Below are 13,290 nucleotides of genomic sequence, written 5' to 3'. Positions count from 1 at the left end.
CTCCCTACCGGGAGCCGGTGTGGCTCCCTCCCTCGAGACAACCGGAGAGCGGAGGCGCGCAGTCCATAACCGCCACTCGAAACACAGGGGGCAGGCATAGGATCCGTCTATGCCCAGTCTCCGAGCCCTCGAGGTGCTCGTGGTGCTGGCGCGGGCCGGCTCCATCGGTGCGACGGCCCGAGCACTCCACCTCTCGCAGCCCGCGGTGTCGCACCAGGTGGCGTCCCTCGAGCGCGAGGTCGGCGTGCCCCTCGTGGACCGGAGCGCCGCCGGCGCGACACTCACCCGGTACGGACGCGCGTTCGTCGAGCACGCACGGGTCGCCGTCGACGCCGCCGAGCGCGCGGTATCGGCCGCTCGCTCGGCCGACGCGGCGCAGCCGATCCGGCTCGCCGTCGCCGAGAGCTTCACGCTGCCCTTCCTCGTCCCCGTGGTCACTCGCTGGAACGCCGACGGTCGCACGCCACTGCAGCTGGTCGAGACGACCAGCGCCTCCGCGTCGATCGAGGACCTGCGCACCGGCCTGCTCGATCTCGTCGTCGTCCCCGGGCCGGCGACGCTCGACGGCCTGCACGTCGAACGGCTGGGAATCGAGGAGATCGTCGTCGTCGGACGCACCGCCGGGGACACGCACGGACGCCGGCTCCCGATCGCCGAGCTCGGCGACGAGGCCGGCCTGATCGGGGTGGACGCGTCGAACGGCTACAGCGCGTGGCTGACCGAGCGGCTCGCCGGTGCCGGCGTCGTCGTGTCGCATCGGCTGCGGACCCGGTCCGTGCAGCAGGCCGCCGCCCTCGCCTCCGCGGGCTTCGGCGTCGCCGCCGTGCCGCGCAGCGCCCTCGCGCCCGGCACCCAAGCCGTCGGACTGCACCCTCCGCTCGAGCGCACCGTCCTCGCGATCACCCGGACCTCCCCCGACGCGTCCGTCGGCGCCCTCGTCGCCGCCCTGCGCGGCAGAGTCGCCTCCGCCACCCTCGCGCGGAGCTGACTCCCCCTCGGGGGCGTCCTCCCACTGCTGGGCGGCTGACGCGACGGGGCGGATCGACGGAGTGCGACGCGGCCTCGCGCGTGTCCCGAGAGCCGCCCCTTCAGCGGGCATCTCATCGGGCGGGTCTTACGGGACAGCGGCACCCGCGCGGCGCGCAGTGCTGTCAGTTCTCGAGGTCCTCTGCACAAGCCCGCAAGGTCCTCTGCACGACGCTTCGGGCGGCCCGTCGTCAAGGGCGGCACACGGCGGCGCGTGACGGCGTTCTCATGCCGCTGCACTCTGGAGGGCGAGAGATCTGATGTCAGCTGGCGAACGTGCGCCCGTAGACCGCCACGTCCAGTCGTTCGTCTCCTAGCGGCAACGCAGAGGCGAGGACGCCTTCACAAGTGAACCCGAGCCGCTCAGCAACGCGCGAGCTGCGCGCGTTCTCCACCGCCGTCCGAATCTCAACTCGACGGATCCCTCGGCGTGGGACCTCTGTCAGCAATGCAACGCAGGCACGAGTCACGGCGCCGCGTCCCTCGGCCGCCGCGTCGATCCAGTACCCGAGTTCCGCTGTCTGCGTGTAGGCGCTCGTCGAGGGCCGCAGACCTCCCGCCTTCGCCGCTCGCGAGAGCGGGCCGACAGTGACCTCGAACGCGATCGGCCACCGAATGATGATCGGGACGGCCGGCGCGGACGATCGACCTCCTGATTCACCTTGGAGTCGGGGCAGCCTGGACGTACCGTGGAAGCGCCGCGCCCCGGTCCCTGGCGTCGGAACACCACTGTTCCGCGACCATTGGGGACTCCGACGTGAAGACTGTTCTCTGGACCGGAGGATCCGTCGTCCTCGACGACGACACGGCCGAAGCTGTTCTCGAGTACTCCTCCGCGCTCGCTCGTCTTCGACTGGTGGGCACTGTGATGATCGCGGATCCGGCGCCGGAGAAGAGCGTCGGGCTGGTCATGCTCCCGGTGGGAATGGACACCCCTCTGACGGTTCGGGACGACCCGACGATCTGAGAGCGCGTCGCCGCATCCCCTGCGGTCTGGCTGACCGAGCGTCGCGAGAGTGTCAACCGACCAGGCGTAATCCGACACCGATCGGATAATCGAGATGTGTCTCGAAGTACCCCGGCATCGTTGGTCAAAGGTCAGCACGTCCGCCTCGTCCGCTATCTGAACACGCCAGACGGCTGGACCTATGAAGTCGTGCATGGTCAGCTCGAGCAGCGCACGACGTCGGGCTGGCACGTCTGGGTGGTCGACGAGTTGCGCGAACTCCCCGAGACGGAGTGGTCCCTCTACCGCCCCTGACGGCGTCTCCGCGAAGTGCCGGCTGAGGACCTCGCGGTGGGGCGACCGCCTGACACGCGCCACTGCGCTCCGCCATCGGTCCGACGTCCGTCAACCCTCCTGCGGCGCTCGCCCGACGCGCGGTGTCATGACGCATGAGCAGAACCGCCCTCGATCCCGACGCCCTCGCCCAGGTCCTTCGCGATGAGCGCGCCGACTACCGGGCGCTGCTGACGGAGTGGGTGTCGATCCCGTCGGTCGCGGGCATGCCCGAGCACGCGGGCGATCTGCGGCGGTCGGCCCAGTGGCTGGTGCGCGCGTGCCGAGAGGTGGGCTTCCCGGAGGCGGAGATCCTGCCGACCGGGGAGTCGTTCGCGGTGCGGGCGCGGTGGGCTGCCGCGGATCCCGAGGCGCCGACCGTCCTCGTCTACAGCCATCACGACGTGCGGGCGGCGAAGGCCGAGCAGTGGAGCGTCACCTCCCCGTTCCAGCCGGTCCTGCGCGACGGCCGCCTCTACGGCCGCGGCGCGTCGGATGCGAAGGGGCAGGCGCTCGCGCACGTGCGGTCGGTGGCGGCACTGCTGGCCGCGACGGGCCTCGAGGCGCCCGCGGTGACCCTGGTGCTGCTCTTCGAGGGCGAGGAGGAGCTCGGCTCACCGGGCCTGAGCGCCCTTCTGACCGAGCACTACACGGACGTGCGGCCCGATGTGGTCGTCTTCTCCGACACTCTGCAGTGGCGGGCCGGGGAGCCGGCGATGTGCACGAGTGTCCGCGGCATGCTGCCGGTGCACGTCGAGGTGCGGGGAACGCTGCACGACGTGCACAGCGGCGCCGTCTCCGGCGCGGCACCGAACGCCGCACTCGCCCTGGCCGACGTCCTCGCGCGGCTCCACGACGCCGAGGGGCGCATCGCCCTGCCCGGGTTCTCCGACACGATCCCGGAGATCACCGAGCAGCGGCGGGCCGAGCTCGCCGCCCTGACCTACTCCGAGGCGGACTGGCTGCGCCGGTCGCACACCCGGGTCGTCGGCGGCGAGCCGGGCTACTCCGTCCTCGAACGGCTCTGGGAGCGGCCCGCTCTCGAGGTCGTCGGCCTGCTCGCCGGCGACCCGACCGGCATGCCGCGGGCCGTCATCCCGTCCGGCGCGACCGCGGACATCAGCATCCGCACGGTGCCGGGGCAGTCGGTGCACGAGGCGGGCGAGCAGCTGCGCGCCTTCGTCCGCGACGCCCTCGCTTCGGGACTGGACGTCGAGGTGAGCGTCTCGGACAGCACCGCCCAGGAGGGGTACCGCACGCCGTGGACCTGGTGCAGCGACGCCCTCGAGCGGGCCATGCGCCGCGGCTACGGCGTGACGGAGGTGAAGCGGATGGGGAACGCGGGCGGCGGCCCCGCAGAGCTGCTCGCCCGCCGATTCGAGGCACCCGTCCTCTTCTTCGGCACCGGCCTGCCCGAGGACAACTGGCACGACAGCGACGAGAGCGCCGACCTCGACGAGCTCCTGCTCGCCGTCGGCGTCCTCGCCCACCTCTGGGTCGAGCTCGCCGACCGACCCGCCGCCGAGGAGACACCGTGACCACCCGCGCCCGGACCTTCGGCGTCGAGGAGGAGTACCTCCTCGTCGACTCCACGACGTTCCTTCCCGCACCGATCGCTCCCGCACTGCTGCGCGCCGCGCGCGTCTCGTGGAGCGGAACGCTCACGGCGGAGCTGAAGGCCGAGCAGATCGAGGCGGTCGGCCGGCCGCAGCGCTCGCACGCCGATCTCCTCGCCGGCGTGCTCGAGGGACGCTGCGCCGCCGACGACGCGGCACGGTCCGCCGGAGGCCGCGCCGTCGCGCTGGCGACCAGTCCGGCCGCCTTCACCCCGCACCTCTCCGAGGACGAGCGCTACGGCCGCATCGCGGAGCACTTCGGCCTCACCGCCCGGCAGCAGTTCACCTGCGGGCTCCACGTGCACGTCGGCATCGACTCCCCCGAGGAGGGCATCGCCGTCCTCAATCGCATCCGCGGCTGGCTGCCGGCGCTCCTGGCGCTCAGCGCGAACTCCCCGCTCGACCGCGGAGCCGACACCGGCTACCAGAGCTGGCGCTACCAGTCCTGGGGACGCTGGCCCACCGCCGGACCCGCGGACCTCTGGCAGGACGTGGCGCACTACCGGCGCGTCGTCACCGCGCTCACCTCCTCCGGCGCCCTCCTGGACGAGGGGATGCTCTACTTCGACGCGCGGCTCTCCCGCACCCACCCGACCGTCGAGGTGCGGATCTCCGACGTCCCGCTCCACGCGCAGGACGCGGCGCTCGTCGCCGTCCTCGTTCGAGCGCTCGTCGAGACCGCCGCCCGCGACGCCCGCGCAGGAGTTCCGCCGCTGCCGATCCCCACCCCGGTCCTCGCCGCGTCGTCCTGGCTCGCGAGCCGTTTCGGCATGACCGGAGACCTGATCGACCCGGTCAGCGGCTGCCCCGTCCCCGCACGCATGATGCTGGCCCGCCTGCTCCATCACGTCCGGGACGCCCTCGAGGAGGCCGGCGACAGCGATACGGCGTCCTCGGCCGTCGAGCGGATCCTCCACCGAGGTACCGGGGCCCAGCGGCAGCGGGAGATCTGGCGCAGCAGCGGCGACCCAGGCGCCGTGATCGCCGACGCCGCGCGACTCACCCGTGGCGACAGCATCGTGGCGTCGGCCAGAAGCAGGTCGTGAAGCAGTGATCGCCCCGTCGTGGTCTGCCCGAGACGAGCGCACTTCGCAACCCTCTTGAGGACCTCGTGACGGTCGAGGAAATCTGGTGGCATGAGGAAGCTGCACTACTCAAGCGGAAATCTGCTCGTCGGGGATCTCACCTGCAAGGCGGTCCTGCGCTACGCCAGAGCCCTCGCCGACGTCGGGAAATCGGACGTCATCTCCGTCCCGGTCCTCACCGAGGGTGGTGGCCGCGCCTACGCGCATCTGCTGATCGGTCCGGCGAGCCAGCTGTGGTCCGTGCCGATCGACAGCAGCGAGGTCGAGGAACCCGACGACGCGGAGGCGATCGCGCACATCGAGCAGGAGACGCGCCGCATGCAGCCCGCGCGGCCCTCCTGGAACGACGAGATGACCGACATCCCGCCCCTCGACTTCCTGGACTACGCCGACACCGCGGACCTGGAAGCGGCTCAGCAGGACCCCCTCGGCTGAGCTGCCGAGTGAGTGACGGCCCGAGGGCGCTCAAGAGCGGAGTGAGACTCGTCGATCGGCGTTGAGCTCCGGTCATGGCATTCCCCTGATTGTCGCATGTCAGGGTCGGTCCTACTCGACGGCGGGGCGGTCCAGGTTCTGGTCATCGAAATCGTTGGTGATGATCGTCAGCGCCGTGAACGGTGTGATCAGGATGAGCGCGGTGTTCGCGCGGCCCTCGCCGTAATTGACTGTCAGCCATTGCGGTGCGGGAGCCGCGAGCGCAGCGTCCACCTCAGCCTGGAACTCCTCCACAGTGCGGTTGCTCACCGTGAAGACGGTGCCGTCGTAGAGGATGTCGACGCGCTTCACAGGAGCGCCTCCCCGCCAGCGCTACGGACGGACTCGTCCGGCTCCGGGACGATGTAGAGACCGCCTGCGGAGTTCGCGAGAGTGGTCAGCTCGCCGATCCAGGTGGGATTGATGCGGGGCATGCGTCCGCCGAAGTACTTGTAGCGCAGCGCGTGGGAAGGATGGAGCCAGATCGCGCTGCGGCCATCGCCCATGCTGTGATCATCGCGCCAGCTCAGCAGGAACGACTCGTTGCGCCGCAGCTTCGCGGTGATCACGATCTGCAGATGAGCGAGAATGCGATCCTCGAAGTCGATCTCGACCGTTCCGTCGTAGTGCAGCTTCCCCATCGGCGTCTCCAGCCCAGTCATCAGGCTGGCAGGCGCGCCACCCCACCGCATTCTCTCTCCCCGTCCAGTCACCATTTCGGGGGAAAGAAACTGACTCGAACTGCTGATATGCGCCCGCGCGCTATCAGAGGTGATGTCGCGCAGACCATCGGCGAGCAACAGTAGATCATCGAGCGCTCCCGTCACCCGGCCAGAGTCGAACGTCCGAAAGGACCGTGGAGGAGACAGGCGGAGCGGCTAGGGCCTCATCGGGGTGATGAAGCAGCGCGGGCTGACGATGAGGAGCGACCGGTCTCGCTCCGCGCCAGCACCATCGGGGACGCTATCGGCGGCGACCCCAAGTGCTGCGTCGCAACGCGACACCTCTGGAGCCAGAACCCATCAGTCGCACCCGACGCTCCGAAGATCGACCGCATGTCCTGATGCCGACAGGGCGGTGTTCGACCCGATCGCACGCCGCCCTGCATGCAGAGATCGGCATCGCCCTGGTCATGCCCTCCCTCAGGCATGGCGCCGGCCCGCACCGGCAGCTAGGAGAACTCGCCGACGTCCCGATGACCGTCCGTGAGGGATCCCCATACGGACGCAGGCCGCGCAACGAGCAGAGATACTCTTCCCGCATGTCGTCCCCGTCCATGCCCCACGAAAGCGTCGATGCTGCCGAGGATCGATTGCTGGAGGCGATGCGCGCAAGTGACGTCGATGCGCTTGGTCGACTGCTCGCACCCGAGCTGATCTTCACGACACCCGAAGGCTCGACCATCAGCCGGGACGAAGATCTCGGAGCACATTCGTCGGGCACGACGAAGTTCGAGTCGATTGCTGAAATCAGTCGCAGCACGCTGGCCGTTGCCGGCGGCGCCCAGACCAGGTCCGTCGTGGACGTCGTTGTGATCGACCACGGCACACGGATTGAGGCTCGGCTCCACTACGTCCGCGAATGGCAACGAATCGCCGGGCGCTGGATGGTCGTCTCCGGAAGCGCAACACTCGCACCGGCACCGAACGCCTGATCGTTCCGCTGAAGGATTCCCTTACGGAACGCCGGCACCACGGTCCGACCGTGGCGCCTTCTCAGACGATCGACTGCTCCCATGATGACTGCGTGGAAGTGGTGTACCTTCATCGCCTGACCGATTCTCATCGGAGTGGTCGACCCGTCTCACCGGCGGCGTCGATCCGGGGCTGAAAACCTCCGGCGTCCTCGAAGCCCGGAGGTCCTCCCCTGTCAGTGTCCCCACGAAGCGCCACCGTCGACGTCGACGCGTCCCCCTTCGTCGTCGTGGTCAGCGCAGAAGCGCACCCGAGCGACGCCGGGTCGGAACGGTTCGGCCCGGTCACCTCGCCGGAAGCACTAGCGCGTCCGAGGACGGGGTACGGCGGAGCGATCCGGCTGGCGCAGGGCCGCGTGCTCGGCCCGCCCCCCTCCCCCGGCACCGAGCTCCTCCTGGGGCTGCTCTTCTGGCGCAGCCGCCGCGACGCCGAGGAGTTCGCCGCGGAGCTGAGCCGCACGCGATCGACGTGGGTCGTGGACGAGGGGATCTACCGGTTCACCCTCTCGGTGACGGCGAGCCCGGACGACCCGACCCCCGTCGATCCTGTGCGCAGTGAGTCGACGCCGGCCCACGAGATCATCCGACTGGCGCCCGTCAGGGGCAAGCAGGCGTGGATGGCCGAGTACAACGAGAGCGAGACGCGGGACCACATCAGGAACCTCGACGGCTTCGTCTCGACGAGCTTCCTCCGCGATCTCCGGAGCGATCGGATCATCGAGTACGTGCAGTGGCGCTCGGCCGACGATCTGACAGCGGCGTTCGGGGACGAGCGATTCACCGAGCACATGAGCGTGAACAGCCACTACTCCGACGGCGAGGCCTTCCTCTTCGGAGAACGGTCGACCGATGCGGCACCCGCCGACGGACCGTCCGACGGCTCGTCCATCCCCTCCGAAACCGACGGCCCTGCCGTCGCTCGGAGCGACGAGGCCCGACCGTGACTCGACTCGAGACCGTGCACGAGATCGTCGGGCCCTGGTCGCTCGCCACCACCCAGCGGTTCTGGGAGGGCTTCACTCCCAACCGGCTCGCGTCGCAGCCGCAGGCCACGGGCATCCGCACCGCCCTCCTCTGCGATGCCGACTGGCAGCGGGTGGACGTCGTAGTCACCCAGGACGGCTCGTCCGCCCGCATCGAGGTCGAGGGCCCGGGCGATCTGGACGCCGCGACCGAGCAGGTCCGTCGGCTGCTGTCCATCGACATCGATGGGCGAGGCTGGCCCGACGTTGCGGCGCGCGACCAGGTCATCGCGGACGCGCAGGCTCGGCTCCCCGGGTTCCGGCCGTGCGGCTTCTTCTCGCCCTACGAAGCGGCCGTCTGGACGGTCCTGTCGCGCCGGCTGCAGATCCGGCAGGCGGCGGCGGTCAGGACACGTCTCGCGCAGCAGCTCGGCGACGACGGAGCCTTCCCGTCTCCGGCCGTCCTGCGTGCGGCGTCCCTCGACCTGCCCGACCGCAAGGCGGAGTACCTGCACGCGATCGCCGAGGCCGCCCTCGACGGACAGCTCTCCGGCTCCCACCTGCGCTCACTCCAGCCGGCCGAGGCGTTCGTCCAGGTGCAGAGCATCCTGGGGATGGGGCCGTTCTCGGCCGAGCTCGTCGTGATCCGCGGCGCGAACTTCCCCGACGTGCTTCCGCGCAACGAGGGCAAGCTGAGCGACGAAGTCGCGAAGCGCTACGGCGACGACCGCTCGATCGACGAGATCTCCGAGACGTGGAAGCCGTTCCGCTCCTGGGCAGCGGTGCACCTGCGCGCACTGCGGGCACTCGCGGAATAGACGAGCGACTCCCGTCACTCATACCACGACGCCGTAGACGGCAGCACATGCCGATTCAGCGTCCCGCTGATCGATCCACTTACGGGACGCGCTCAACACCGGCGGAAAGCTGAGTGCTGCCCGTGTCGGACCATCGCTCTGGATTCGGATCAAGAGATGGAGGGGCCGATCTCGTCAGATGCATTCCCGTTTCCGGTCGCGCTCTCGCGATTGGGCGACGGTGAGAGTCGCGAGTCTCAGAACACTCGCGCGATCAGGTGGCTGCTGGCTCAGGACGCTGATCCGATCGTTCTCGTGACACCGCGTCGCGACTTCACCGGAGAAACTTTGAGCGCCCTCGTCGCTCGCGCTGACGTGTCGCACCTCACCTGGCGCGACTTCTCGCCTTCGTCACTCCGGGACCGGAGAGTCGTGTACGCATCGCGATCGCGCCCACGCTCACTCCCGCGACCCGGTAGACGATCCCCCTACGGGACGTCGTCCCGCTCAGTACCGACAGGCTTGGCCCGTCGAAAGCGGATGTCATGCTCAGCACATGACGGAGCCTGCTGACATGGTGCGCGAGGACTGGGGCCAGGATGGGACCGCGATGGTCCCGCAGAGCGCGGTCATCAGGAGATGGCTCGGCGACGCGCCCTACCTCTTCGCGGTCGAGCGCGCTGAAGCCCTCCAAAAGGGTCGGAGAACGGGGCACCAGGAGGTGGTCAGCTTCACTGCGCCTGAGGAGCCCCATCCCGTCGTCGTCTCGATCGACAGCATCCGAGGGTCCCTCGGAGAGGACTCTGTGCTCGCGCATCCGATCACGGTGGTGCATCGGCGTCCTCCTGTCGGAGTCCTCTGACCGTCCTCCACGGACCGAAGACTGAGGTGCGCTGCCGCATTCGTCCGGGCGGCCCGAGCTAGGCTCCTCGCCGTGCTCATCGATCTGGAACCCGGCGATTCGCGGTGGGCTGCCGCTCTCCCTGTCCTCCGCGAGCTGCGCCCGCACCTCACCGAAGAGCTGCTCGAGCAGGTGCAGCGGGAGGGTGCTCCGCAGGGCCTGCGCTTCTCCGCTCTGTTCGAGGACGGCGACTGCGTGGCGGTCGCCGGCTGGCGGGTCGTGGTGAACACCAGCGCGATCAGGAAGCTCTTCGTCGACGACCTCTCAACCGCTGCGGGGGGACGCTCGCGCGGCCACGGTGCTGCCCTCCTCGCGGCTCTGACCGAGCGCGGCCGCGAGCTGGGCTGCACGAGCATCGAGCTCGACTCCGGTGTGCAGCGGCACGCGGCCCACCGCTTCTACCTCCGCGAGCGGATGGACATCACCGCGCACCACTTCTCGCGGCGTCTCGACTAGCCCGGCGCATCAGGTCGGTCGGTCTCCGTTCGGCGGGCAGCCCCTCAGCCTGCTCCCTCGACGGTCAGGGCCGGAAGACCGCCCGCACGCACCCGTCGGTCTTCTCCTTGAACATGGCGTAGCCGGCGGGGCCGTCCTTGAGCGGCATCACGTGCGTGGCGAGGTGCTCGGTGACGATCTCGTCCCGCGCCATCCTCTCGAGGAGCATCGGGATGTACCGGTGCCCGTGCTGCTGAGCGGATCGGAGCGTGAGGCCCTTGTTCATCACCGCTCCCAGGGGGAACTTGTCGACGAAACCGCCGAAGACGCCCAGCACGAAGAGGCTTCCGCCCTTGCGCGCAGCGAAGATCGCCTCGCGGACGGCGGTGGGCCTGTCCGTCTGCAGCCGCAGCTGCTGCTTCAGCTGGTCGTAGGCGAAGTCGGGTCCGTCGCGGTGCGCCTCCATGCCGACCGCCTCGATGCACACGTCGGGGCCGCGTCCGCCCGTCAGCTCGCGGAGCTCGGCCGTCACCTCGCTGGTCTCGTAGTTCATGGTCTCCGCGCCGATGACCTGCTCGACCTGGGCCAGCCGCTCCTGGAAGCGGTCGATCACGATGACGCGCTCGGCGCCGAGCAGCAGCGACGCGCGCGCCGCCATCTGCCCGACACCGCCGGCGCCCCAGACCGCGACGGTGTCTCCGGGCCGGACCCCGCCGAGGTCCGCTCCCATCCATCCGGTCGGAGCGGCGTCGGAGGCGAAGAGCGCCCGCTCGTCGCTGATCCCCTCGGGAACGGCGAAGGCGCCCTGGTCGGCGTACGGCACGCGGATGTACTCGGCGTGGCTGCCGGCCCACCCGCCCAGCGCGTGGGAGTAGCCGTAGCAGCCGCCGGGCGCCTGGCCCCAGAGCATCTCGGGGATCCCCGCGTTGGGGTTGCCGTTGTCGCACAGGGAGTAGAGCTCGTTGCGGCAGTACCAGCACCTCCCGCAGCTGATGAACGAGCAGACCACGACGCGGTCGCCGACCCGGTGCTTCTTCACGGCCGATCCGACCTCGACGATCTCGCCGATGAACTCGTGCCCGAGCACGTCGCCCGCTCGCATGGTCGGGACGTACCCGCCGAGGAGGTGGAGATCCGAGCCGCAGCTCGTGCTCAGGGTCACTTTGACGATCGCGTCCTGAGCATTGAGGATCCCGGGATCCTCGACGGTCTCGACCGAGAGCTCGTTCACTCCGGTCCAGCACAGAGCCTTCACAGCACACCTCCGCCTTTCGCCTCGTCCTCTGCCTTGTCGACCGCGCCACCGAGCAGCGTGCGCGGTCGTTCTCCGTGCGGTCTCGGGGTCGCCCGCAGGACCTCGCCCGTCTCGAAGATCTGCTTGGCGTCGCGCAGAGCCTCACGCAGCGCCTTCTCCAGATCGTCGTCCGCCCCGGCATCGGCGCCCTCGCGGACCCGGGCGTGCACCTCGAAGCCCTTGTCGCCGGGGGCCGGATCGATCCGGATCTCGAGCGACTCCGCCAGACGCGCCAGCGGCTCGGGATACCCGCCGCTCTCGAAGTCCCGGGCCTCGCCCAGGACGGTGACCGCCTTCCACCCTTCCGGGTGCGCCCCGTCCCCGTCGGACTCCCGTTCCTTCTTCACGAGGGAGCGGGCGACGAGGCCCACCGCGACCCCTGCGATGCCGACTCCGACAGCCGCAGCCGCTCTTCCAGCCATGATCACGCCGCCTTTCCCGGCTTGAGGACGATTTTGGTCCACCCGTCGTCGCGGTTGTCGAAGTGCTCGTAGGCGTCCGGTGCCTGCTCGAGCGGCAGCTCGTGACTGACGAGGAACGACGGCGTCGCCTTTCCAGCGGCGATCAGGTCGCGGAGCCGGCGGTTGTACTTCTTGACGGGCGCCTGCCCGGTCCCCATGGTCTGGCCCTTGAACCAGTGCAAGCCGATGTCGAAGGCGATCCGCCCCTCCTTCGCGAGCTCGTCGGAACCACCGGGGTCCTGCGGCACGAAGACGCCGACGGTGCCGATCCGCCCGGTGAAGCGCACCGACTGGACCAGGCGCTTCAGCGTGAGGTTCGGCTGCTCGTCGCCGCCGGGGTCGTGCGCCTGATAGCCGACGCACTCGCAGCCGTTGTCGGCGCCGAGCCCCATCGTGTGCTCGAGCACGGCCTCCACGGGATCGACCTTCGAGTCGTCGATGGCGATCGCGCCGAGGGACTCCGCCAGTCGGAGTCGATCCGGATGCCGATCCACGACCATGACCTTGCTCGCACCCTTGACGGTGGCGGACAGCGCGGCCATCAGGCCGACGGGGCCGGCACCGTAGATCACGGTCTGGTCCCCGGCTTCACCCCCGCCATCTCCGTCGCGTGATAGCCGGTCGGGAAGATGTCGGCGAGCATCACGTAGTCGGCGGCCTTCTCCTCCGCGTCCTCTCCCAGGCGGAGGCAGTTGAAGTCGCCCCAGGGCACCCGCAGCAGCTCGGCCTGGCCGCCGGCCCACGGTCCCATGTCGGCGAATCCGTAGGCCGCACCGGCCCACTCGGGGACGGGCTGAGCGGTGAGGCAGTAGTTGGTCAGCCCGCGCTCGCAGTTCTTGCAGTGCCCGCACGCCACGTTGAACGGCAGGACGACGTGATCCCCCACCGCGACCTTGTCGACGCCGTCGCCGACCTCGATCACCTCGCCCATGTTCTCGTGACCGAACCACCGCCCGGTCTCGAAGCTGGTGCGCCCCTCGTACATGTGCAGGTCGGACCCGCAGATGTTCGTGGTCGTGATGCGCACCAGCACGTCGGTGGAGCGCTCGATCCACGCATCCGGGACGTCTCTCACCGCGACTGTGCGCGGCCCCTCGTAGACGACTGCTCTCATGCTCGTTCCTCCCGTGCGCGACGTGCTCTCGAACGTTCCGCGGCCCGGTCGACCGCGCGACACGCCCATGTCACGCCCTGCGGAGAGGGAGCGCCATCGGCAGACCTGCCGATGCGGTCTGCCGTCGAGGGGGTCCCCGTGAAGGGGCTCCTG

At 69.8% G+C, this 13,290-nt stretch carries 18 protein-coding genes; 11 read left to right on the top strand and 7 right to left on the bottom strand.

The annotated features are described in order from the left end of the window. Positions 1–109: 109 nt before the first annotated feature. A complete protein-coding gene (locus tag HQQ86_RS15490; RefSeq protein WP_173289142.1) occupies positions 110–988 on the top strand; it encodes a LysR family transcriptional regulator in 879 nt (292 codons plus the stop codon). Positions 989–1,289: 301 nt separating this feature from the next. Here HQQ86_RS15490 and HQQ86_RS22135 read toward each other — a convergent pair whose 3' ends face one another. Further along, complete coding sequence (locus tag HQQ86_RS22135; protein WP_367948702.1) at positions 1,290–1,577, bottom strand: GNAT family N-acetyltransferase; 288 nt, start codon at positions 1,575–1,577, stop codon at positions 1,290–1,292. A gap of 206 nt (positions 1,578–1,783) precedes the next feature. On the opposite strand from HQQ86_RS22135, the gene HQQ86_RS15480 reads away from it, so the two are divergent. The 5 genes from HQQ86_RS15480 (at position 1,784) to HQQ86_RS15460 (ending at position 5,441) form a co-directional block, all read left to right on the top strand. Beyond that, entirely contained in the window at positions 1,784–1,993 is a 210-nt protein-coding gene (locus HQQ86_RS15480; RefSeq protein WP_173289141.1) for a hypothetical protein, read from the top strand. A 120-nt stretch (positions 1,994–2,113) separates the two neighbouring features. Further along, positions 2,114–2,287, top strand: coding sequence for a hypothetical protein (locus HQQ86_RS15475; RefSeq protein ID WP_173289140.1), 174 nt, complete (start codon positions 2,114–2,116; stop codon positions 2,285–2,287). Positions 2,288–2,421: 134 nt separating this feature from the next. Beyond that, positions 2,422–3,843 (top strand): M20/M25/M40 family metallo-hydrolase, encoded by a 1,422-nt coding sequence (locus HQQ86_RS15470; RefSeq protein WP_173289139.1) that lies wholly within the window; start codon positions 2,422–2,424, stop codon positions 3,841–3,843. Further along, complete coding sequence (locus HQQ86_RS15465; protein WP_173289138.1) at positions 3,840–4,967, top strand: glutamate--cysteine ligase; 1,128 nt, start codon at positions 3,840–3,842, stop codon at positions 4,965–4,967. The genes HQQ86_RS15470 and HQQ86_RS15465 overlap by 4 nt, the downstream gene beginning before the upstream one ends. A 90-nt stretch (positions 4,968–5,057) precedes the next feature. Continuing rightward, on the top strand, positions 5,058–5,441 hold the full coding sequence (locus tag HQQ86_RS15460; RefSeq protein WP_173289137.1) for a hypothetical protein: 384 nt from the start codon (positions 5,058–5,060) through the stop codon (positions 5,439–5,441). A gap of 111 nt (positions 5,442–5,552) precedes the next feature. On the opposite strand, the gene HQQ86_RS15455 is transcribed toward HQQ86_RS15460, so the two are convergent. Beyond that, entirely contained in the window at positions 5,553–5,792 is a 240-nt protein-coding gene (locus HQQ86_RS15455) for a hypothetical protein (protein ID WP_173289136.1), read from the bottom strand. Further along, positions 5,789–6,307 carry a hypothetical protein gene (locus tag HQQ86_RS22130; RefSeq protein ID WP_367948681.1) on the bottom strand — a complete coding sequence of 173 codons (519 nt, stop codon included), beginning with the start codon at positions 6,305–6,307 and terminating at the stop codon, positions 5,789–5,791. The genes HQQ86_RS15455 and HQQ86_RS22130 overlap by 4 nt, the downstream gene beginning before the upstream one ends. A gap of 434 nt (positions 6,308–6,741) precedes the next feature. Here HQQ86_RS22130 and HQQ86_RS15445 point away from each other — a divergent pair, with 434 nt between their 5' ends. From HQQ86_RS15445 to HQQ86_RS15425, 5 genes are all read left to right on the top strand, one after another. After that, positions 6,742–7,134, top strand: coding sequence for a nuclear transport factor 2 family protein (locus HQQ86_RS15445; RefSeq protein WP_173289135.1), 393 nt, complete (start codon positions 6,742–6,744; stop codon positions 7,132–7,134). Between the two features lie 218 nt (positions 7,135–7,352). Next, positions 7,353–8,117, top strand: a complete 765-nt coding sequence (locus tag HQQ86_RS15440) for a hypothetical protein (protein WP_173289134.1) — start codon at positions 7,353–7,355, stop codon at positions 8,115–8,117. Next, a complete protein-coding gene (locus HQQ86_RS15435) occupies positions 8,114–8,953 on the top strand; it encodes a DNA-3-methyladenine glycosylase (protein WP_173289133.1) in 840 nt (279 codons plus the stop codon). Before HQQ86_RS15440 ends, HQQ86_RS15435 begins: the two co-directional genes overlap by 4 nt. A 553-nt stretch (positions 8,954–9,506) precedes the next feature. Beyond that, the gene (locus tag HQQ86_RS15430; RefSeq protein WP_173289132.1) at positions 9,507–9,794 is read left to right on the top strand and encodes a hypothetical protein; all 288 of its coding nucleotides are present in this window, start codon (positions 9,507–9,509) and stop codon (positions 9,792–9,794) included. A gap of 72 nt (positions 9,795–9,866) precedes the next feature. Continuing rightward, the gene (locus HQQ86_RS15425; RefSeq protein WP_173289131.1) at positions 9,867–10,289 is read left to right on the top strand and encodes a GNAT family N-acetyltransferase; all 423 of its coding nucleotides are present in this window, start codon (positions 9,867–9,869) and stop codon (positions 10,287–10,289) included. A 64-nt stretch (positions 10,290–10,353) separates the two neighbouring features. Here the strand turns inward: HQQ86_RS15425 and HQQ86_RS15420 are convergent, their stop codons facing one another. Genes HQQ86_RS15420 through HQQ86_RS21380 form a run of 4 tightly spaced genes read right to left on the bottom strand, consistent with a single transcriptional unit; the run spans position 10,354 to position 13,137 of the window. After that, on the bottom strand, positions 10,354–11,523 hold the full coding sequence (locus HQQ86_RS15420) for a zinc-dependent alcohol dehydrogenase (protein ID WP_173289130.1): 1,170 nt from the start codon (positions 11,521–11,523) through the stop codon (positions 10,354–10,356). Continuing rightward, positions 11,520–11,984: a hypothetical protein gene (locus HQQ86_RS15415; protein ID WP_173289129.1), complete on the bottom strand. Its 465-nt coding sequence runs from the start codon at positions 11,982–11,984 to the stop codon at positions 11,520–11,522. The genes HQQ86_RS15420 and HQQ86_RS15415 overlap by 4 nt, the downstream gene beginning before the upstream one ends. A 2-nt stretch (positions 11,985–11,986) precedes the next feature. Continuing rightward, entirely contained in the window at positions 11,987–12,595 is a 609-nt protein-coding gene (locus HQQ86_RS21385; protein ID WP_367948680.1) for a zinc-binding dehydrogenase, read from the bottom strand. Next, positions 12,592–13,137, bottom strand: coding sequence for an alcohol dehydrogenase catalytic domain-containing protein (locus tag HQQ86_RS21380; RefSeq protein ID WP_254072136.1), 546 nt, complete (start codon positions 13,135–13,137; stop codon positions 12,592–12,594). The genes HQQ86_RS21385 and HQQ86_RS21380 overlap by 4 nt, the downstream gene beginning before the upstream one ends. Positions 13,138–13,290 lie beyond the last annotated feature (153 nt).

Origin of the sequence: Rathayibacter sp. VKM Ac-2857 (genome assembly GCF_013205025.1) — a bacterium.
Classification (GTDB): domain Bacteria; phylum Actinomycetota; class Actinomycetes; order Actinomycetales; family Microbacteriaceae; genus Rathayibacter.
The sequence above is the reverse complement of the archived record's forward strand: the minus strand, read 5'-3'. Positions and strand labels throughout refer to the sequence as shown.

Coding starts and splice junctions, on each gene's coding strand:
- HQQ86_RS15490 (WP_173289142.1), top strand. CDS start 110: ATGCCCAGTCTCCGAGCCCTCGAGGTGCTCGTGGTGCTGGCGCGGGCC.
- HQQ86_RS15470 (WP_173289139.1), top strand. CDS start 2,422: ATGAGCAGAACCGCCCTCGATCCCGACGCCCTCGCCCAGGTCCTTCGC.
- HQQ86_RS15460 (WP_173289137.1), top strand. CDS start 5,058: ATGAGGAAGCTGCACTACTCAAGCGGAAATCTGCTCGTCGGGGATCTC.
- HQQ86_RS15445 (WP_173289135.1), top strand. CDS start 6,742: ATGTCGTCCCCGTCCATGCCCCACGAAAGCGTCGATGCTGCCGAGGAT.
- HQQ86_RS15430 (WP_173289132.1), top strand. CDS start 9,507: ATGGTGCGCGAGGACTGGGGCCAGGATGGGACCGCGATGGTCCCGCAG.
- HQQ86_RS15415 (WP_173289129.1), bottom strand. CDS start 11,984: ATGGCTGGAAGAGCGGCTGCGGCTGTCGGAGTCGGCATCGCAGGGGTC.
- HQQ86_RS21380 (WP_254072136.1), bottom strand. CDS start 13,137: ATGAGAGCAGTCGTCTACGAGGGGCCGCGCACAGTCGCGGTGAGAGAC.